The sequence below is a fragment of the Pseudomonas sp. p21 genome, from assembly GCF_001642705.1.
Lineage (GTDB): Bacteria > Pseudomonadota > Gammaproteobacteria > Pseudomonadales > Pseudomonadaceae > Aquipseudomonas.
Map to the genome: position 1 here is coordinate 41,527 of NZ_LWBV01000011.1, position 15,523 is coordinate 57,049.

The 15,523-nt window shown below is 64.5% G+C and carries 17 protein-coding genes; 9 read left to right on the plus strand and 8 right to left on the minus strand.

The window, feature by feature from the left end; genetic code table 11:
- Positions 1–23: 23 nt before the first annotated feature.
- Positions 24–1,253, minus strand: coding sequence for an acyl-CoA dehydrogenase (locus A4C63_RS24675; RefSeq protein ID WP_063915055.1), 1,230 nt, complete (start codon positions 1,251–1,253; stop codon positions 24–26).
- A gap of 140 nt (positions 1,254–1,393) precedes the next feature.
- Here A4C63_RS24675 and A4C63_RS24680 point away from each other — a divergent pair, with 140 nt between their 5' ends.
- Positions 1,394–2,320, plus strand: coding sequence for a LysR family transcriptional regulator (locus A4C63_RS24680; RefSeq protein WP_063915056.1), 927 nt, complete (start codon positions 1,394–1,396; stop codon positions 2,318–2,320).
- A gap of 195 nt (positions 2,321–2,515) precedes the next feature.
- Positions 2,516–3,670, plus strand: coding sequence for a cysteine desulfurase family protein (locus A4C63_RS24685; RefSeq protein ID WP_063915057.1), 1,155 nt, complete (start codon positions 2,516–2,518; stop codon positions 3,668–3,670).
- 7 nt (positions 3,671–3,677) lie between these two features.
- Here A4C63_RS24685 and A4C63_RS24690 read toward each other — a convergent pair whose 3' ends face one another.
- The 3 genes from A4C63_RS24690 to nfsB form a co-directional block, all read right to left on the minus strand.
- Entirely contained in the window at positions 3,678–4,115 is a 438-nt protein-coding gene (locus A4C63_RS24690; RefSeq protein ID WP_063915058.1) for an RES family NAD+ phosphorylase, read from the minus strand.
- On the minus strand, positions 4,112–4,561 hold the full coding sequence (locus A4C63_RS24695) for an antitoxin Xre/MbcA/ParS toxin-binding domain-containing protein (RefSeq protein WP_063915059.1): 450 nt from the start codon (positions 4,559–4,561) through the stop codon (positions 4,112–4,114). The genes A4C63_RS24690 and A4C63_RS24695 overlap by 4 nt, the downstream gene beginning before the upstream one ends.
- A gap of 97 nt (positions 4,562–4,658) precedes the next feature.
- Positions 4,659–5,312 carry an oxygen-insensitive NAD(P)H nitroreductase gene (gene nfsB / locus A4C63_RS24700; RefSeq protein ID WP_063915060.1) on the minus strand — a complete coding sequence of 218 codons (654 nt, stop codon included), beginning with the start codon at positions 5,310–5,312 and terminating at the stop codon, positions 4,659–4,661.
- A 103-nt stretch (positions 5,313–5,415) separates the two neighbouring features.
- Here nfsB and A4C63_RS24705 point away from each other — a divergent pair, with 103 nt between their 5' ends.
- Positions 5,416–6,339, plus strand: coding sequence for a LysR family transcriptional regulator (locus tag A4C63_RS24705; protein WP_063915061.1), 924 nt, complete (start codon positions 5,416–5,418; stop codon positions 6,337–6,339).
- A 73-nt stretch (positions 6,340–6,412) separates the two neighbouring features.
- Here the strand turns inward: A4C63_RS24705 and A4C63_RS24710 are convergent, their stop codons facing one another.
- Positions 6,413–7,627, minus strand: coding sequence for a sugar transporter (locus tag A4C63_RS24710; protein ID WP_063915062.1), 1,215 nt, complete (start codon positions 7,625–7,627; stop codon positions 6,413–6,415).
- A 208-nt stretch (positions 7,628–7,835) separates the two neighbouring features.
- On the opposite strand from A4C63_RS24710, the gene A4C63_RS24715 reads away from it, so the two are divergent.
- Positions 7,836–9,152: a hypothetical protein gene (locus A4C63_RS24715; protein ID WP_063915093.1), complete on the plus strand. Its 1,317-nt coding sequence runs from the start codon at positions 7,836–7,838 to the stop codon at positions 9,150–9,152.
- Positions 9,153–9,229: 77 nt separating this feature from the next.
- Here A4C63_RS24715 and calA read toward each other — a convergent pair whose 3' ends face one another.
- A complete protein-coding gene (calA, locus tag A4C63_RS24720) occupies positions 9,230–10,282 on the minus strand; it encodes a vanillin reductase (RefSeq protein ID WP_063915063.1) in 1,053 nt (350 codons plus the stop codon).
- A 180-nt stretch (positions 10,283–10,462) separates the two neighbouring features.
- Here calA and A4C63_RS24725 point away from each other — a divergent pair, with 180 nt between their 5' ends.
- Complete coding sequence (locus A4C63_RS24725; protein WP_063915064.1) at positions 10,463–11,368, plus strand: AraC family transcriptional regulator; 906 nt, start codon at positions 10,463–10,465, stop codon at positions 11,366–11,368.
- Positions 11,369–11,416: 48 nt separating this feature from the next.
- On the opposite strand, the gene A4C63_RS24730 is transcribed toward A4C63_RS24725, so the two are convergent.
- Positions 11,417–12,013: a TetR/AcrR family transcriptional regulator gene (locus A4C63_RS24730; RefSeq protein WP_063915065.1), complete on the minus strand. Its 597-nt coding sequence runs from the start codon at positions 12,011–12,013 to the stop codon at positions 11,417–11,419.
- Between the two features lie 93 nt (positions 12,014–12,106).
- Between A4C63_RS24730 and A4C63_RS24735 the strand changes: the two genes are divergently transcribed.
- Positions 12,107–12,703, plus strand: coding sequence for an NAD(P)H-dependent oxidoreductase (locus A4C63_RS24735; RefSeq protein WP_063915066.1), 597 nt, complete (start codon positions 12,107–12,109; stop codon positions 12,701–12,703).
- A gap of 1 nt (position 12,704) precedes the next feature.
- Here A4C63_RS24735 and thpR read toward each other — a convergent pair whose 3' ends face one another.
- The gene (gene thpR, locus A4C63_RS24740; RefSeq protein ID WP_063915067.1) at positions 12,705–13,250 is read right to left on the minus strand and encodes an RNA 2',3'-cyclic phosphodiesterase; all 546 of its coding nucleotides are present in this window, start codon (positions 13,248–13,250) and stop codon (positions 12,705–12,707) included.
- 158 nt (positions 13,251–13,408) lie between these two features.
- On the opposite strand from thpR, the gene lpxO reads away from it, so the two are divergent.
- The 3 genes from lpxO (at position 13,409) to A4C63_RS24755 (ending at position 15,420) form a co-directional block, all read left to right on the plus strand.
- A complete protein-coding gene (lpxO, locus tag A4C63_RS24745) occupies positions 13,409–14,308 on the plus strand; it encodes a lipid A hydroxylase LpxO (protein WP_063915068.1) in 900 nt (299 codons plus the stop codon).
- Positions 14,309–14,427: 119 nt separating this feature from the next.
- Positions 14,428–14,772, plus strand: coding sequence for a carboxymuconolactone decarboxylase family protein (locus A4C63_RS24750; RefSeq protein ID WP_013973174.1), 345 nt, complete (start codon positions 14,428–14,430; stop codon positions 14,770–14,772).
- A gap of 78 nt (positions 14,773–14,850) precedes the next feature.
- Positions 14,851–15,420, plus strand: coding sequence for a GNAT family N-acetyltransferase (locus A4C63_RS24755; RefSeq protein ID WP_063915069.1), 570 nt, complete (start codon positions 14,851–14,853; stop codon positions 15,418–15,420).
- Positions 15,421–15,523 lie beyond the last annotated feature (103 nt).

Genomic DNA, 15,523 nt, shown 5'->3' on the forward strand with positions numbered 1-15,523 from the left:
GAGGCCGGAACAGGCCGGCAAAATCACCGCCCGCTACGCAACATCTCCGCCGGCACGTACTTGCCGATCTCATACTTGCCAATTGCTGCCCGGTGCACTTCATCCGGCCCGTCGGCCAGGCGCAGGGTGCGCTGCATGGCATACATGTAGGCCAGCGGGAAGTCGCCACTCACCCCTGCCCCGCCATGAATCTGGATCGCCCGGTCGATCACCTTCAGTGCCACGTTCGGTGCCACGACCTTGATCTGCGCGATCTCGCTGCGGGCCACCTTGTTGCCGACCGTGTCCATCATGTAGGCCGCCTTCAGTGTCAGCAGCCGGGCCATGTCGATCTCCATGCGCGAGTCGGCGATCTTGTCGACGTTGCCGCCCAGGCGCGCCAATGGCCGGCCGAAAGCCGTACGCTCCACCGAGCGCTTGCACATCAGTTCCAGCGCCCGCTCGGCCATGCCGATCGAACGCATGCAGTGGTGGATACGCCCCGGCCCCAGGCGCCCCTGGGCAATCTCGAAGCCACGGCCCTCACCCAGGATCACGTTCTCATACGGCACCCGCACGTTCTCGAAAAGCACCTCGGCGTGGCCATGGGGGGCATCGTCATAGCCGAACACCGGCAGCGGGCGGACGATCTTCACCCCGGGCGTATCGGTGGGCACCAGCACCATCGAGTGCTGCTGGTGGCGCGGCCCTTCAGGGTCGGACAGGCCCATGAAGATCATCACCTTGCAGCGTGGGTCGCAAGCGCCGGAAGTCCACCACTTGCGCCCGTTGATTACCCATTGGTCACCATCACGCACCGCGGTGGCAGCCATGTTGGTGGCATCCGAGGAGGCCACGTCCGGTTCGGTCATGGCGAACGCCGAGCGGATCTCGCCACGCAGCAGCGGCTCCAGCCACTGGCGCTTCTGCGCCTCGCTGCCATAGCGCACCAGCACTTCCATGTTGCCGGTGTCCGGCGCCGAGCAATTGAACGGCTCCGGGCCGAGCAACGAGCGGCCCATGATTTCCGCCAGCGGGGCATATTCCAGGTTGCTCAGGCCGGCGCCGTATTCAGATTCGGGCAGGAACAGGTTCCACAACCCTTCGGCGCGGGCCTTGGCCTTGAGCTCCTCCATGATCGCGGTGGGCTGCCAGCGGTCGCCCTCGGCGACCTGGCGCTCGAACACCGCCTCGGCGGGGTAGACATAGGCGTCCATGAACGCGCTGACGCGCTCGCGCAGTGCCTGGACCTTGGGCGAATAGGCGAAATCCATCGGGGCTACCTTCACGGTTCGGAGTACATGGGCCAGAGCCTAGAGCAGCATGGGCCCATCCACCTAGTCTATTTTCCACGTGTATAAACATTCATAACCGATATATGATCGCCCCATAATTCCAACAAAGAGCGGCGCCCATGAACCTCAGCAAGGTCGACCTCAACCTGTTCATCGTGTTCGATGCGATCTACACCGAAGCCAACCTGACCCGCGCCGGGCAGATCGTCGGCATCACCCAGCCGGCAGTGTCCAACGCCCTGTCGCGGCTGCGTGAAACCTTCAACGACCCGCTGTTCGTGCGCACTGCGCAAGGCATGGTGCCCACGCCCATGGCGCAGAACATCATCGGCCCGGTGCGCAATGCCCTGGCGCTGCTGCGCACGTCAGTGCAGGAAAGCCGCATCTTCAACCCGCAACAGGCCAACAAGACCTTCCGCATCAGCATGACCGACCTGACCGAAGCGGTGATCCTGCCGCCTCTGTTCCAGCGCTTGCGCCGCCTGGCGCCGGCGGTGCTGATCGAGAGCTTCCTGTGCAAGCGCCGCGAGACCACCAAGGAACTCGCCGCCGGCCGCCTGGACTTCGCCATCGACGCACCGTTGAACACCGACCCGCAGGTACGCCACGTCAAACTGATGCAAGACCGCTATGTCTGCGCCCTGCGCCAGGGCCACCCACTGGCAGACCGCAAGCTGACGCTGGACAACTACCTGGGCATGACCCACATCCATATCTCCAGCCGCCGCAATGGCCTGGGCTACGTCGACCTGGCCCTGGGCAAGATGGGCGTGCAACGCAAGGTTGCCTTGCGCTCGCAGCATTACCTGATGGCCTCGCAGGTGTTGCAGCAGACCGACATGGCGATGACCGTCCCCGAGCGCTTTGCCCGCCGCCATCAGTTGCGCTACCAAGCACTGCCGGTGGAGGTACCAGCGCTGGAAACGCACCTGTACTGGCATGAAAGCACCGATCAGGACCCGGCCAACCGCTGGATGCGCGAGCAGATCACCGAGTTGTGCGAACGCGTGGTGGCCGAGGAAGAGAAGGCTGTGGAGTCGGCCTGAAGAAGGCTACCGAGGGGCCTTTGGTGAGCCCCTCCCGGCCAAGAGAAAAATATTCTATGTATCACTTATTAGAGAGAAATTTTTTTCAAAAATCTTGAGAACAGAGTCGCTGGAAGCGAAAAATGTCTCTCCAGCAGTGGGTACGCTTGCTTCAACGATCGCCGATTTCACGGCAACAGACACGGACCCGCCCCAATGCCTAGCGCCCCGCTCTACTTCGATTACGCCGCCACCACTCCGGTCGACGACCGGGTCATCGAAACCATGCTCGCCTGCCTTGGCAGCCAGGCCAACTTCGGCAACCCGGCGTCCAGTGGCCATGCCTTCGGCCAGGCTGCCCGCCGCGCCGTGGAGCAAGCCCGCCAGCAAGTGGCCGAACGGGTCGGCGCACAGGCCGATGCACTGGTCTGGACCTCGGGTGCAACCGAGTCCAATAACCTGGCGCTCAAGGGCATTGCCCAAGGCCTCGGCCAGCCCGGGCACCTGATCACCAGCCAGCTGGAACACAAGGCCGTGCTCGACACCGTGGCCGAACTGGAGCGCCAGGGCTGGGCCATTACCCGCCTGACACCGGATGCCGCCGGCCTGATTCAGCCCGCAGCGGTGCAGGCAGCGTTACGCACCGACACCCGCCTGGTGTCGCTGATGGCGGTCAACAATGAACTGGGTACGATCACCGACTTTGCCGCAATTGGCGAACAGGTGCGTGCCCACGGTGCCCTGCTGCACGTGGATGCGGCGCAGGCGGTGGGCAAACTGGCCATCGACCTGAGCGTAATGGCCGTGGACCTGATGTCGTTCTCGGCGCACAAGGTGTATGGCCCCAAGGGCATCGGTGCACTCTACGTCGGGCCGCGCGCCCGTACGCTGATGCGCGCGCAGATGCACGGTGGCGGCCATGAGCAGGGCCTGCGTTCCGGCACCCTGGCGACCCACCAGATTGCCGGCATGGGCAGCGCCTTTGCCTTGGCCGGCCAGCCCGGCGACAGCGAACACCTGCGCCTCGAGCAACTGGCCAAGCGCCTGCGCGAAGGCCTGCTGGCCCTGCCCGGCGTCACCCTCAACAGCTGCGCCAACCAGCGCATTCCCCACACGCTGAACCTGTGTATCGACAACAAGGGCTTCAACAGTGCGGCGCTGGCCAGCGAGCTGGCGTTGTCGACTACCTCGGCCTGCAACTCGGCGAGCAATGCAGCCTCGCATGTGCTGCTGGCGTTGGGGCTGGATGAGCGCCAGGCACGCAACAGCGTGCGCCTGAGCATCGGGCGGTTCAGCAACGAGGCTGAAGTGGACAAGGCGCTAGAAGTGTTTGGCCGGGTGCTGACAGCGGCATCAGCAGCGCTTTGGTGAAGCTGCCCTAGAAAAGCCGGCTGTCCGGAGTGAAGTCCTCGACCTCGAGCCTGGCGCTGTTTGCCTGTGGATGGCGCGGGTTGAACAGGTAATTGGTGGTGCTGGGCATGATCGCGCTCGGCACCGGCAACAGCAATGCCGAACACTCATCCAGAAAGCGGTTGCCCAGGCCCCGGGTCAGTTCGGTCTGGCTCGACCAGCCAGGCTGCAATACGGGCAACTGCGCTTGCGAAACGGTATCGGGCAATTCGATGCGAAGCAGCCTCATGGTGGAGGGGAAATCCTCAGGGTCGATCTCCAGATGCACCAGCACCTCGAGCATCGCCCCGGCCGGACTGGTGGCGGCATACACCACTGGCCGGCCCGCCTGGTGCCAGCGGCCGCTGATACGCAAGCCGCCCGTTCCGCTCAAATCTGCATAGGCGCTGATACGCCACAGAATCACAGGCCAAAGCCCTCGGCGATCTGCAGCAACATCTCTTCGACCTGAGTGGTGCCTTGCTGGGTGGTGAGCATCTGCATGGGGGTCAGCCCCGAGAAGCGCTCCTTGGGCTTGGACAGCCAGCGCTTGGCCTTGCCCGCTTCGCCGAACACGGCTTCGGCCATGGCGGTGATATGGGCCGAGCGGAACAGCCGGTCGCTTTCTTCCACGGTCAGTGGCTGGTCGCGTTCGATGCGGGATTTCAGGGTGCGCAGGGGAATGATCTGGTCACGCTCCACGGGGGTGAACACACCGAGTTCGGTCAGTTTCACCAGCCAGGTGGCGGCAAAGCCATGGGTGATGCGGGTGTGGATTTCGAAATCACTGGCGAGTTCGGGGATTTCCAGCAGTGCATGCAGGCGCGCCCGGTACTCGTGGTAACCGTTGTCGCGAAGCACTTCGGCAAGCATGGCGCTCTCCCTTCCGGCGTTTACCGAGAAGTATGCGGCATATGCCGGATTTTGCAAGCCGACCGGGAAGACGGGGCCGCAGAGCGGCCCCCCAATCTCACAGGAAGGTGAACACCTGCGAAGCCGGCAACCGCGACTTGTTCAGCCCGGCATTGAAGTCCGTCTCGCTGCGATAGCCCAGGCTGAGAACCACCACGCTGGTGAAGCCACGTTCGCGCAGGCCCAGTTCGGCATCGAGAATCTTGCTGTCGAAGCCCTCGATCGGCGTGGCATCCAGCCCATGTGCAGCAGCCCCCAGCAAGGCAGTACCCAACGCCAGGTAGGTCTGCTTTTCCATCCAGTGCTGCACGTCTTTCTGGTCAAAGCGGTGCAGGTCGACGTAGTGCCGGCGGCTCTGGTTCTGCGCGGCACGCGCCTGCTCATCACGGAAGCGGCCATCGGCAGCTTCCTGGTCGAGCACGGCATTCAGGTGCGCTTCGCTCATCTCGGTACGGGTGCAGAACACGATCACATGCGAGGCATCGAGGATCTTCGGCGAATTGTAGGCATAGCGCTCTGCGGTGCTCTTGGCCAGGCGGGCCTTGCCTTCGGCACTGTCGGCAACGATGAAATGCCACGGCTGCGAGTTGACCGAGGACGGACTGTGGCGCAGTTGCTCGAGCAGGGCATCGACAGTGGCCTGGGGAATACGGCGCGAGGCGTCGTAGGCTTTGGTGGTGTAGCGGCGCTTGGCCAGCGAGACGGTATCCATGCAAAACTCCGGGAATGAACGGGGGATTTGCCGGGCATCTTATCTTTCCTGCAGAAAAGAAAAACCGGCACAATGCAGCAACACTTTCATCCCTGGAGTGAAAATGCTGCGCATCGCCGACCTCGAACTGTTCGTCCGCAGCAGCGTGCTGGGCAGCTTTACCGCCGCCGCCCACGAGGCACAGCTGCTGCCGGGCCAGGTGGCCGCCGCGATCAAGCGCCTGGAGCGCGAACTCGACGTGCGCCTGTTCGCCCGCACCACCCGCAGCCTGCGCCTGACCGCTGAAGGCGAGTTGTACCTGCCGACCGCCCTGAATGTGCTGGAGAGCCTGCGCCAGGGCCGTGAGGACCTGCATGGCAACCCCAACTCCCTGCGCGGCACCCTGCAAGTGTCGGCACCGTCCGACCTGGGCCGCAACATGCTGCTGCCCTGGCTGAGTGCCTTCCGCCGCGAACACCCGGCCCTGCACCTGCGTTTCTTCCTGTCCGACCAGATCGCCGACCTCAACCGCGACCCGGTGGACGTGGCGATCCGCTATGGCCTCAACCAGGACGCCAACTACATTGCCCTGCCGCTGGCCGACTGGAACCGCCGGGTGCTGGTCGCCGCGCCCGACTACCTGGCCCGCCACGGCCACCCGCTCACGCCCGACGCCCTACAGCAGCACGCATGCCTGCTGTACATGCAGCACAACCGGGTCTATGACAAATGGCGGGTGGGCAACCGTACCGTGCAGGTGCGCGGGCCGCTGGTCAGCGACGATGCCGATGTGATCCGCCGCCTGGCCTTGCAGGGTGAAGGTATCGTCTACAAGTCGTGGCTGGACGTAAGCGCCAACATCGTGGCCGGCGAACTGGAAATCGTCCTGCCCGAATACCTCGGTGAACCCGTCCCGGTCACCCTGGTGTGCCCGCACCGCAAGCAACTCACGCCCGCGGTGGCGCAACTGCACCTGTGGCTGCGCGAACGCTTCGAGGCACTGCGCAACCGGGCGCTGACCAATGGCTGCACAATCGTCCCAGACTGAACGGCGGGCAGGGGCTGCAGTACTGGTTTGAGTCTTCTATCGCCAGTACCGGCCTCTTCGCGGGCACGGTCACTCAGGAATGGCCAGGCACCCCGCCCAGTGCTTCGCGGAATCGCCGGGTGCTGGCAACGGCCAGCAGCAACCCGACCACCGCCACGCTACCGCCCACCAGGCCGATATCCGCCACGTCCAGCTGGCTGCTGACGATACTGCCCAGCAACGCGCCGCCGCCGATACCGATGTTGTAGATACCCGAGAACAGCGCCATGGCCACATCGGTGGCATCGGATGCCAGTTTCAGGGTCTTGGACTGCAAGGACAGGCTGAAACTGAGGATCGCCACCCCCCAGAACATGCTCAACGCGGCGAACACATGGAAGTTGCCCGACAGCGGCAACAGCAGCAACAGGCATGCCGCCAGCAGGCCGATCGAACCCACCAGGAAGCCATGTGGAAAGCGGTCGCTGTAACGGCTGAACAGCAACGAGCCGAACACCCCGGCACCGCCGAACAGCAGCAGCAACAGCGTGGTGCGCTCACCGCCGATCTGCGCCACGTGCAGGGCGAACGGCTCGATGTAGCTGTAGGCGGTGAACTGTGCGGTAATCACCAGCGTTACCAGCACATAGGTGATCACCAGCGCCGGGCGCTTGAACAGGACCGGCAGGCTGCGCAGCGAGCCCGAGTTCTGGCTGGGCAGCAGCGGCAGCGACTTCATCAGGCACAGCATGGTCGCCAGCGCCACCCCGGCAATGCTCAGGAAGGTGATGCGCCAGCCCAGCGCTTCGCCCACCACACGGCCCAACGGGATGCCCAGGACCATGGCCAGGGTGGTGCCGGTGGCCAGCAGGCCCAGCGCCTTGGCCTGCTGGCCGGGCGGTGCCACGCGCACCGCCAGGGAGGCAGTGATGGCCCAGAACACCGCATGTGCCAGGGCAATGCCGATGCGGCTGACCAGCAACATGGCAAAGCTCTGTGACAACCACGACAGCAAGTGGCTGACGATGAACACCAGGAACACGAACAGCAACAGGCGCCGCCGCTCGATGTTGCGGGTCAGCAGCATCATCGGTAGCGAGGCCAGCGCCACCACCCAGGCATAGATGGTCAGCATCAGGCCGACCTGGGCGGTGCTCATGTCGAAGCTGCGGCCAATGTCGCTGAGCAGCGCCACCGGGACGAACTCGGTAGTGTTGAAGATAAAGGCCGCCAGGGCCAGGGCAATGACGCTCAGCCAGCTGCCGCTACCCGCCGTGGGTGGCATGTTGGTAGGTGTGGGTCCGTTCATGGGGTGGAAACCGGTTCTCCGCAGACAAGGCAACAGGACGCACGACAGCCACCCGCTTGCCGGGGTGTCGACGCACGCTTTGTTATTGGAAGGAATGCCGGCATGGTACGCGTCACGCCGGGGCCTCACAACCGCGAGGCGGGTAGAAGGAGTACCATGCGCGCTTTGTATGAAACGCGTATGCAGCAACAAGGAGCCCGATCCGCTCATGGACCAGCAGCCCCCACAGCAGCAGTGGCAGCAGGCGGTCACCGCCTACGCCCAGGCTGTCAACGACTATGTCGCGCAGGGCCGCGCGCAAGGCTGGGATGACCTCGAAGAACCCCTGCCGCAAGCCACCGAACACTTGCTCGATGCCTGGCTTGAAGCCCTGCAAGCCGCCAACCGGCCTGGTGTCGAAGCCTTCGAGCAGCAAGCCTTCCGCGAAGCCTGGCCGCCCGCCCATCACCCATTGCTGGCGCTGATCAAGGAGAACGGACAAGGCATCTGCAACGTCCTGCTGCTGGACGACGGCAGCCTGCTGGCACGTATCGGCATGCCGCATGACAAAGGCCAGGTGGTGCGCATCGACCGTCACGGGGTGACCCCGGTGATCGGCGTCGATCATTTCGGCCGCTGCCCGGCCCGCCGCTACTTCGCCCTGGCCAATGCCGAGGGCGTGCGCGTGACCGATGGCTGGGGCGGCCCGCAAGTGCTGCGCCTGGCCTGGCCCACGGGGCTGGAGGGGTTGCCGCCGGGTTACCCGTTCGAGCCGTTCGACCTGCCGCCCACGCCGACCGCGCTGATCCCCTTCCCGGATGGCCAGCGGGTGCTGCTGGTGAGTGCCGAGGGTATCTTCCTGCTGACCCGTCACGGCGCGACCCGCCTGCTGCCACACCAGGCGCGGGTGCTCGACGAGCTGGACGAGGGCACCGACCCGGACGACATCTACCTGGGGCTGAGCATGGAGCATGGTGCGGTGTCGGCAGATGGCCGGTTGATCGTGGTCGGCGAGCAAGGCAGCCGTCACCTGGTGCTGGACGAGCAGCTCAGGCCCGTGGCAGCAATCGGCCCGGCCAGCGAGTATCCGCACTTTGCGCTGTTCAACCGCGCGGGTGACCAGTTGATACTCAATGCCTGCCATTTCTACAGTGGCGCCACGCAGGCAGTGAGGGTGGCCGACTTGCCGGGGCTGGATACCGATTACTACAGCCAGGACCCGCGCACCCCACTGGTGCAGGATGGCGCGCGGGTGTATGCCGGTGTGGCACGCGACGGCGAATATATCGTGGGGGATGCCTATGGTTACCTGCGGGCGTTTGGCGAAGATGGCGTGGAGCATTGGCAGCATTACCTGGGGTCGACCATCAGTGCGCTGGATATCAGTGCCGACGGGCGTACGCTGGTGGCGGCGAGCCATGCCGGGTTTGTTTCGGTGATTGCCCTGGACAGCGGGCGGCCGGCCTGGCAGATCGGTACCGGGGCACATGGCGAGGTACGGCGGTGGTTGTTCTGGAAAGGCTGGGACAGGGCATTGGCCTGGTAACAGATCCAGTATTCATTACCTGTCTCGGCCTCTTCGCGGGCTCGCCCGCGAAGAGGCCAGCACAGGCAACCCATCAGTCAGCCCTGCAAAGTGGCCATATCGATCACGAACCGGTACTTCACATCCCCGGCAATCATCCGCTCATACGCCTGGTTGATGTTGCGAATATCCAGCAGCTCGATATCACAACGAATGGCGTGCTCGGCACAGAAGTCCAGTACTTCCTGTGTCTGGGCAATACCACCGATCAACGACCCCGCCAGCACCCGACGCTTCATCACCAGATTGGCCGCATGCACCGCCGGGTCGATCGGCTCGATCAGGCCGACCAGGATGTGCACACCATCAAACTTGAGGGTTTCCAGGTACGGGTTGAGGTCGTGTTGCACCGGGATGGTGTCGAGAAGGAAGTCGAAGCGACCCGCCGCAGCGCGCATCTGCTCGGCATCGGTAGACACGATTACATGGTCGGCACCCTGGCGGCGGGCTTCCTCGGCCTTGGCCTGGGAACGGGTGAACAGGGTCACTTCGGCGCCCAGGGCCTTGGCCAGCTTGATACCCATGTGGCCCAGGCCGCCCATGCCAAGGATGCCGATCTTGTGACCGGGGCCGACACCGTGGTGCTTGAGCGGCGAGTAGGTGGTGATGCCGGCGCAGAGGATCGGCGCGGCGCTAGGCAGGTCCATGCCGGCCGGAATGCGCACCACAAAGTGCTCGCTGACCACGATGCTGCTGGAGTAACCGCCCATGGTGTTGCTGCCGTCGACCCGGTCCGGGGTGGCATAGGTCATGGTCGGCCCTTCCAGGCAGTATTGCTCCAGGTCCTTGGCACAGGCTTCGCAGTGGCGGCACGAATCGACCATGCAGCCAACGCCGACCAGGTCGCCGACTTTGTGCACGGTCACTTTGTCGCCCACTGCGGTGACCCGGCCGATGATCTCGTGGCCAGGCATCAGGGGGTACACGGCAATGCCCCATTCGTTGCGCGCCTGGTGGATGTCGGAGTGGCACACACCGCAGTACAGGATCTCGATGGCGACGTCGTCCGGGCGCGGGCTGCGGCGCTCGAAGGTCATGGGGGTCAAGGGGCTGGTAGGGGTCTGAGCGGCGTAACCGATGGCGGTGTACATGCAGGGCCTCGCTAAGAAGTGAAACGATTCAGGAGGCGCATTCTGCGCGCCATGCGCCGCCTCGCCCACAGCTGATTCTCCGGCATCCATGCCTGATTCTCCGAAGATGCCATGCAGTGCCTGGCGCCGGGCCGTCATTCTGCGATGATTAGACTGTCCGATTCTCTGCCCAGGTCCATCATGCAACTGACCCGCCATGTCGACGCCAATGCGCCGCTTTGCGCACTGATCCGCAGCCTCGCCACGCGCCCGGGCTTCGTGCCCACGCACCTGCCCCAGGTGCAGGTGCTGAGCTGGGAGCACTATGTGGCCAGCAGCCCGCAGATCTACGAACCCAGCCTGATGATCCTGGCCCAGGGCAGCAAGCTGGCGCGCCTGGGGCCGCGTACCCTGGAGTACGGCGCCGGGCATTACCTGGTGCAGGCATTGTCGGTGCCGTTCATGTGCGAAACCTTCGCCACCCCCGAAGCGCCGTTGCTGGGCGTGGCGGTGGACATCGACCGCGGCGTGCTGGGTGAACTGGTGCAAAGCATGGCCTTGGCGCCGGATGCCGCGGTGCAGGCGCAAACCCCGCAGTCGATGACCTCGGCGGCACTCGATGCTCCGATGCGCGAATGCGTGGAACGGCTGCTGCGCTGCCTGCAGGACCCAATGGACGCCAAGGTGCTGGGCCCGGCGCGGGTACGCGAGGTGCTGTACACCGCCCTGCGCGGCCCACAGGCCGGCGTGTTGCGGGCATTGGTGGAGCAACAGGGGCACTTCGCCCGCATCGGCGCCGCCCTTGCCCACCTGCGCGAGCACTACACCGAGCCGCTGAGCGTGGAAGCGCTGGCCGCGCGCGCCAACATGAGCGTTTCGACCTTCCACGAGCACTTCAAGCGCTGCACCGACATGGCACCGATGCAGTACCTCAAGCGCCTGCGGCTGCTGAAAGCCCAGCAAATGCTGATCGGCGAAGGCCTGGGGGTGGCGCAGGTCGCGCACCGGGTGGGGTACCAGAGCACCTCGCAGTTCAGCCGCGAATACAAGCGTCAGTTCGCCCGCAGCCCGGGGGATGAGTTGCCGCATCAGAGCCTGCCGGTGTGATCGCCTGCCGGCGATGGGCTGCAGAGCAGCCCGGGCACTCTCAAGGCTTCATTGCCGCTCGACCATCGCCACTATTGCTGCCTGCAATTCGGCCTTGGCCTGCCCGGCGTCCAGCTCCCCCGCCGCAGCTGCCTGCGACAAGGCATCCGCCGCCCCCACCATCAGGCGCATGCCCGCCAGCCCAATGTTGCCACTGGGCGAAAACCCGACCAACGCCTCGCGGCACTTGTCCAGAAACGGCTGCTCATACGCCCGCTTGAGCGCTTCCATTTCCGGCGAGCCGGCCAATGCCGCCGACACTCCCGGTATCTCACGCCCCTGGCTCATCACACAGTCCACGTAGGCCTCGGCAATTACCCCGGCGCGGCTGGCCAGGCTGGCATCACAGCGCACCAGCGCCTGCTCCAGCATTCGCGTCTGGCGTGCGTCGTATTGCTGATACAGCGCCACCAGCAGTCCGGTGCGGGTCTCGAAGTGGTCGTACACCACCGGCTTCGTCACCCCCGCCTGCTCGGCCAAACGGCCGAGGCTCAGGGCATCGGTGCCCTCCTCCCGCACCAACTGCCAGGCCACATCGAGCAACTGCCGACGGCGCTCGTCGCGGCTCAGGCGCTTGCGCGAGCGGGATTGATCATCGCTTGACATCTATAACCTACCAAAAGTAACTTACCAAACGTAACTTACCTTGAGTATATAGCGCTCCGGGTAAACCTGCATCCCAGTCTTGGAGAGACCACCATGCACGCCCTGATCGTCGTCGGCCATCACGACCCGCAATCCCTTACCCATGCCCTGGCCCGGCAGATCGCCAACGGCCTGGCCAACACCGGCCACAGCAGCGAAATCGCCGACCTGGCCAGTGAAGGTTTCGACCCGCGCTTCGGCCTGGCCGACCATGCGGTGCACCGCCGGCTCGCAGCCCCGCCGGCGGATGTACTCAAGGAGCAGGCGCGCATCGAGCGCGCCGATGCGCTGGTGCTGGTCTACCCCATCTATTGGTGGTCGCTGCCGGCCTTGCTCAAAGGCTGGGTCGAGCGGGTGTTCAGCAACGGCTGGGCGTTCGACTATGAAGGAGGCGTCACCGTCAAGAAGCTGCGCGGCATGAAGGTGCACCTGGTCGGTGTCGCCGGTGCCGATAGCGGCACCTTCGAACGGCATGGCTATGGCGAGGCGATGCGCGTGCAGATCGAGCACGGCATTTTCGACTACTGCGGCGCCGAGGTACTCAGTTCCACCCTGCTTGACGAAAGCGAAGACGCGGACCCGGCACCGCACCTGCACACGGCACGCAGGCTGGGTGAGCGGATGTTCGCAGACTGCGAGGCCACGGCCTGAATCAGCTCGACAGCGGCCACTGCGCCAATGGCCAGTAAGCGCCCTTGCGCGACTCGTACAGTGTGAAATGGCGGGCGGCGAGGTAGAAATCCGGCGCGCTGCTGGCCTCTGGCGGCTGGCCGCGGTAATCCCTGGCCAGCGTCAGGTGCGGGCGATACTCACGGTCGGCCGCTTCCACCCCCAACGGCAGCAGTGCCTGCTGCAAGCTGTACACCAGTTGCAACAGGGCCGCTGGCGTCTGCTGCGCCTCCAGCACCAGGGCGCTGGCCCGCTGCCATACCTGCAAGCGGTCCAGTAACAGCCGTGGTGCCGTGGCCGGGAGCGCCAGCTGGTCGACTGCCGCACAAATTGCAGGCACCTGGGCGGTATCCACATCGCCGAGGAACAGCAGTGTTACATGGAAGTTGGCGGCCGGCACCGGCTTGCCGCTGCGCAGGTTCAAGCCACGTCGCCACTGGGCCAGGGCACGGCGCTGGGCATCGCTGACCGGCAAGGCGAAGAACAGCCGCTTGAAGGGGGTACCGCTGGGGCGTACGTCCTGAATCATACGAACTCCTGAACATGAAACGTTTGCGCAAGGCTGCAGGGCATTAAACCTAAGTCGCCCCATCATTGCGTAACAATAAGTACAAACTACCCCCATGATTGTTTATGCTGGCGGGCTCATGCCATGGCGCATGGCCATTTTTCGACAAGTAAACGTCCATGAAAATTGCACTCGTACTCATCTTCGTCCTCTCGATCGCCTATGTTCACCTGCGCGGTCGGGTTCGCCACAAGCTGACCCGTCAACTGGGCGACCACTCCAGCTTCCTGGCACCGGTCAACAGCTTCCTGTACCTGTTTTCCAGGCATCCGGCCAAGCCTTACCTGCCGGTAGAGGCCTTCCCCGAGCTGCAGACGCTGCAGGACCACTGGCAGGAAATCCGCGAAGAGGCCCGCCAGCTGCTGCATGTGGGCGAAATCAAGAAGTCCGACAATTACGATGATGTCGGTTTCAACTCATTCTTCAAGACCGGCTGGAAGCGCTTCTACCTGAAGTGGTACGGCGAAAGCCACCCGTCGGCGATGACCCTGTGCCCACGCACCACCGAGTTGCTCAAAGGCATCGGCACGGTCAAGGCCGCCATGTTCGCCACCCTTCCGCCGGGCGCCAAGCTGGTGCGCCACCGTGACCCGTATGCCGGCTCCTACCGCTACCACCTGGGCCTGGACACGCCGAACGACGACGGTTGCTACATCGACGTGGACGGTGAGAAGTACTCCTGGCGCGATGGCGAGGGCGTGGTCTTCGACGAGACCTACATCCACTACGCGGCCAACACCACCGAGCACAACCGCATCATCCTGTTCTGCGACGTGGAACGCCCGCTCAAGTACCGCTGGGCAACCGCGTTCAACCGCTGGTTCAGCCGCAACGTCATGGCCGCCGCCGCGGCACCCAACGATGCCGGCGACAAGACCGGTGGCATCAACCGGCTGTTCACCCGCATCTACAAGATCCGCGAACGTGGCAAGGCGCTGAAGAAGCGCAACCGCACGCGCTACTACCTGGAGAAGTGGGCATTCGTTGCGGCGTTGGTGTTGGTGTTCATCTACATCTGACCGGTGCGGTAGCGCGCAGCCCAAAGGCCTGCGCGCAACCAACCAAAGTACGAGTCTCACACATCCCACTCTTCGACTAGCCTGAAAGCTCCACTCGCAACCTCCCCAAGGTGAAGACGATGAGCATGATGGACTGGGACGCCTACCGTAAGCAGTTGATGGCCGGCATCGGCGATCTCAAGCAGCTTTCCCCTGATACCGTTGCCGGCTACATGACCGCCAGCGGCGCAGGGGCCAAGACCAACCACCTGGACGCCAAGACTCGCGAGCTGATCTCCCTCGCCGTGGCCGTCACCACCCGCTGCGACGGCTGCATCGCCGTGCACTCGCAGCAAGCCGTCAAGCACGGCGCCAGCCGTGAGGAAATCGCCGAAGCGCTTGGCGTTGCCGTGGCGATGAACGCCGGAGCCGCGCTGGTCTACTCGGCACGGGCCATGGATGCGGTGGGCAAGGCCAACGGCTGAGTGCAATTGGCGTCGCCGCCCTTGCGCGACGGCGCCGCGCCACCCAGACTGGGCGGCCCAGCCCTTGCAGGAACCCGCATGATCCACATCCGCCCCATGACACCGGAAGACTTCGAACGCTTCTGGCCCACCTTCCAGGCCGTTGTCCAGGCCCGTGAAACCTACGCATTCGACCCGGCCTTGAGCTTCGACCAGGCCCGCCAGCTGTGGCTGGAGCTGCCCATGCGCACGCTGGTGGCCGAAGAAGACGGCGAGCTGCTGGGTTCGTATTACCTCAAGGCCAATGCCGCTGGGCCTGGCGGACACGTGGGCAATTGCGGCTACATGGTCTGTGAGTCGGCACGCGGCCGGGGCGTGGCGCGGTTGATGTGCGAGCACTCACAGAAACAGGCGCGCCAGGAGGGCTTTCTGGCCCTGCAGTTCAACTCGGTGGTGGCCACCAATGAGGTGGCTGTGGCGCTGTGGCACAAGCTGGGCTTCGAAACCGTTGGCCGCTTGCCCAAGGCCTATCGCCACGCCCGCCTGGGGCTGGTGGACTGCCTGGTTATGTACAAGTGGCTGGCGGATGAGCCAGTGGTGGAGAAGCCACCGCTGCTGATCGGGCGCAAGAATATCGAGGCGCGGGTATCGCGGCGGCGCGGGCGTTGATCTTCTCTCGCAGGCCTGGCCTCTTCGCGGGTAAACCCGCTCCCACAAGTAAAACACCGGCCCAGAAGCCCGTGATATCCCTGTGGGAGCGGGTTTACCCGCG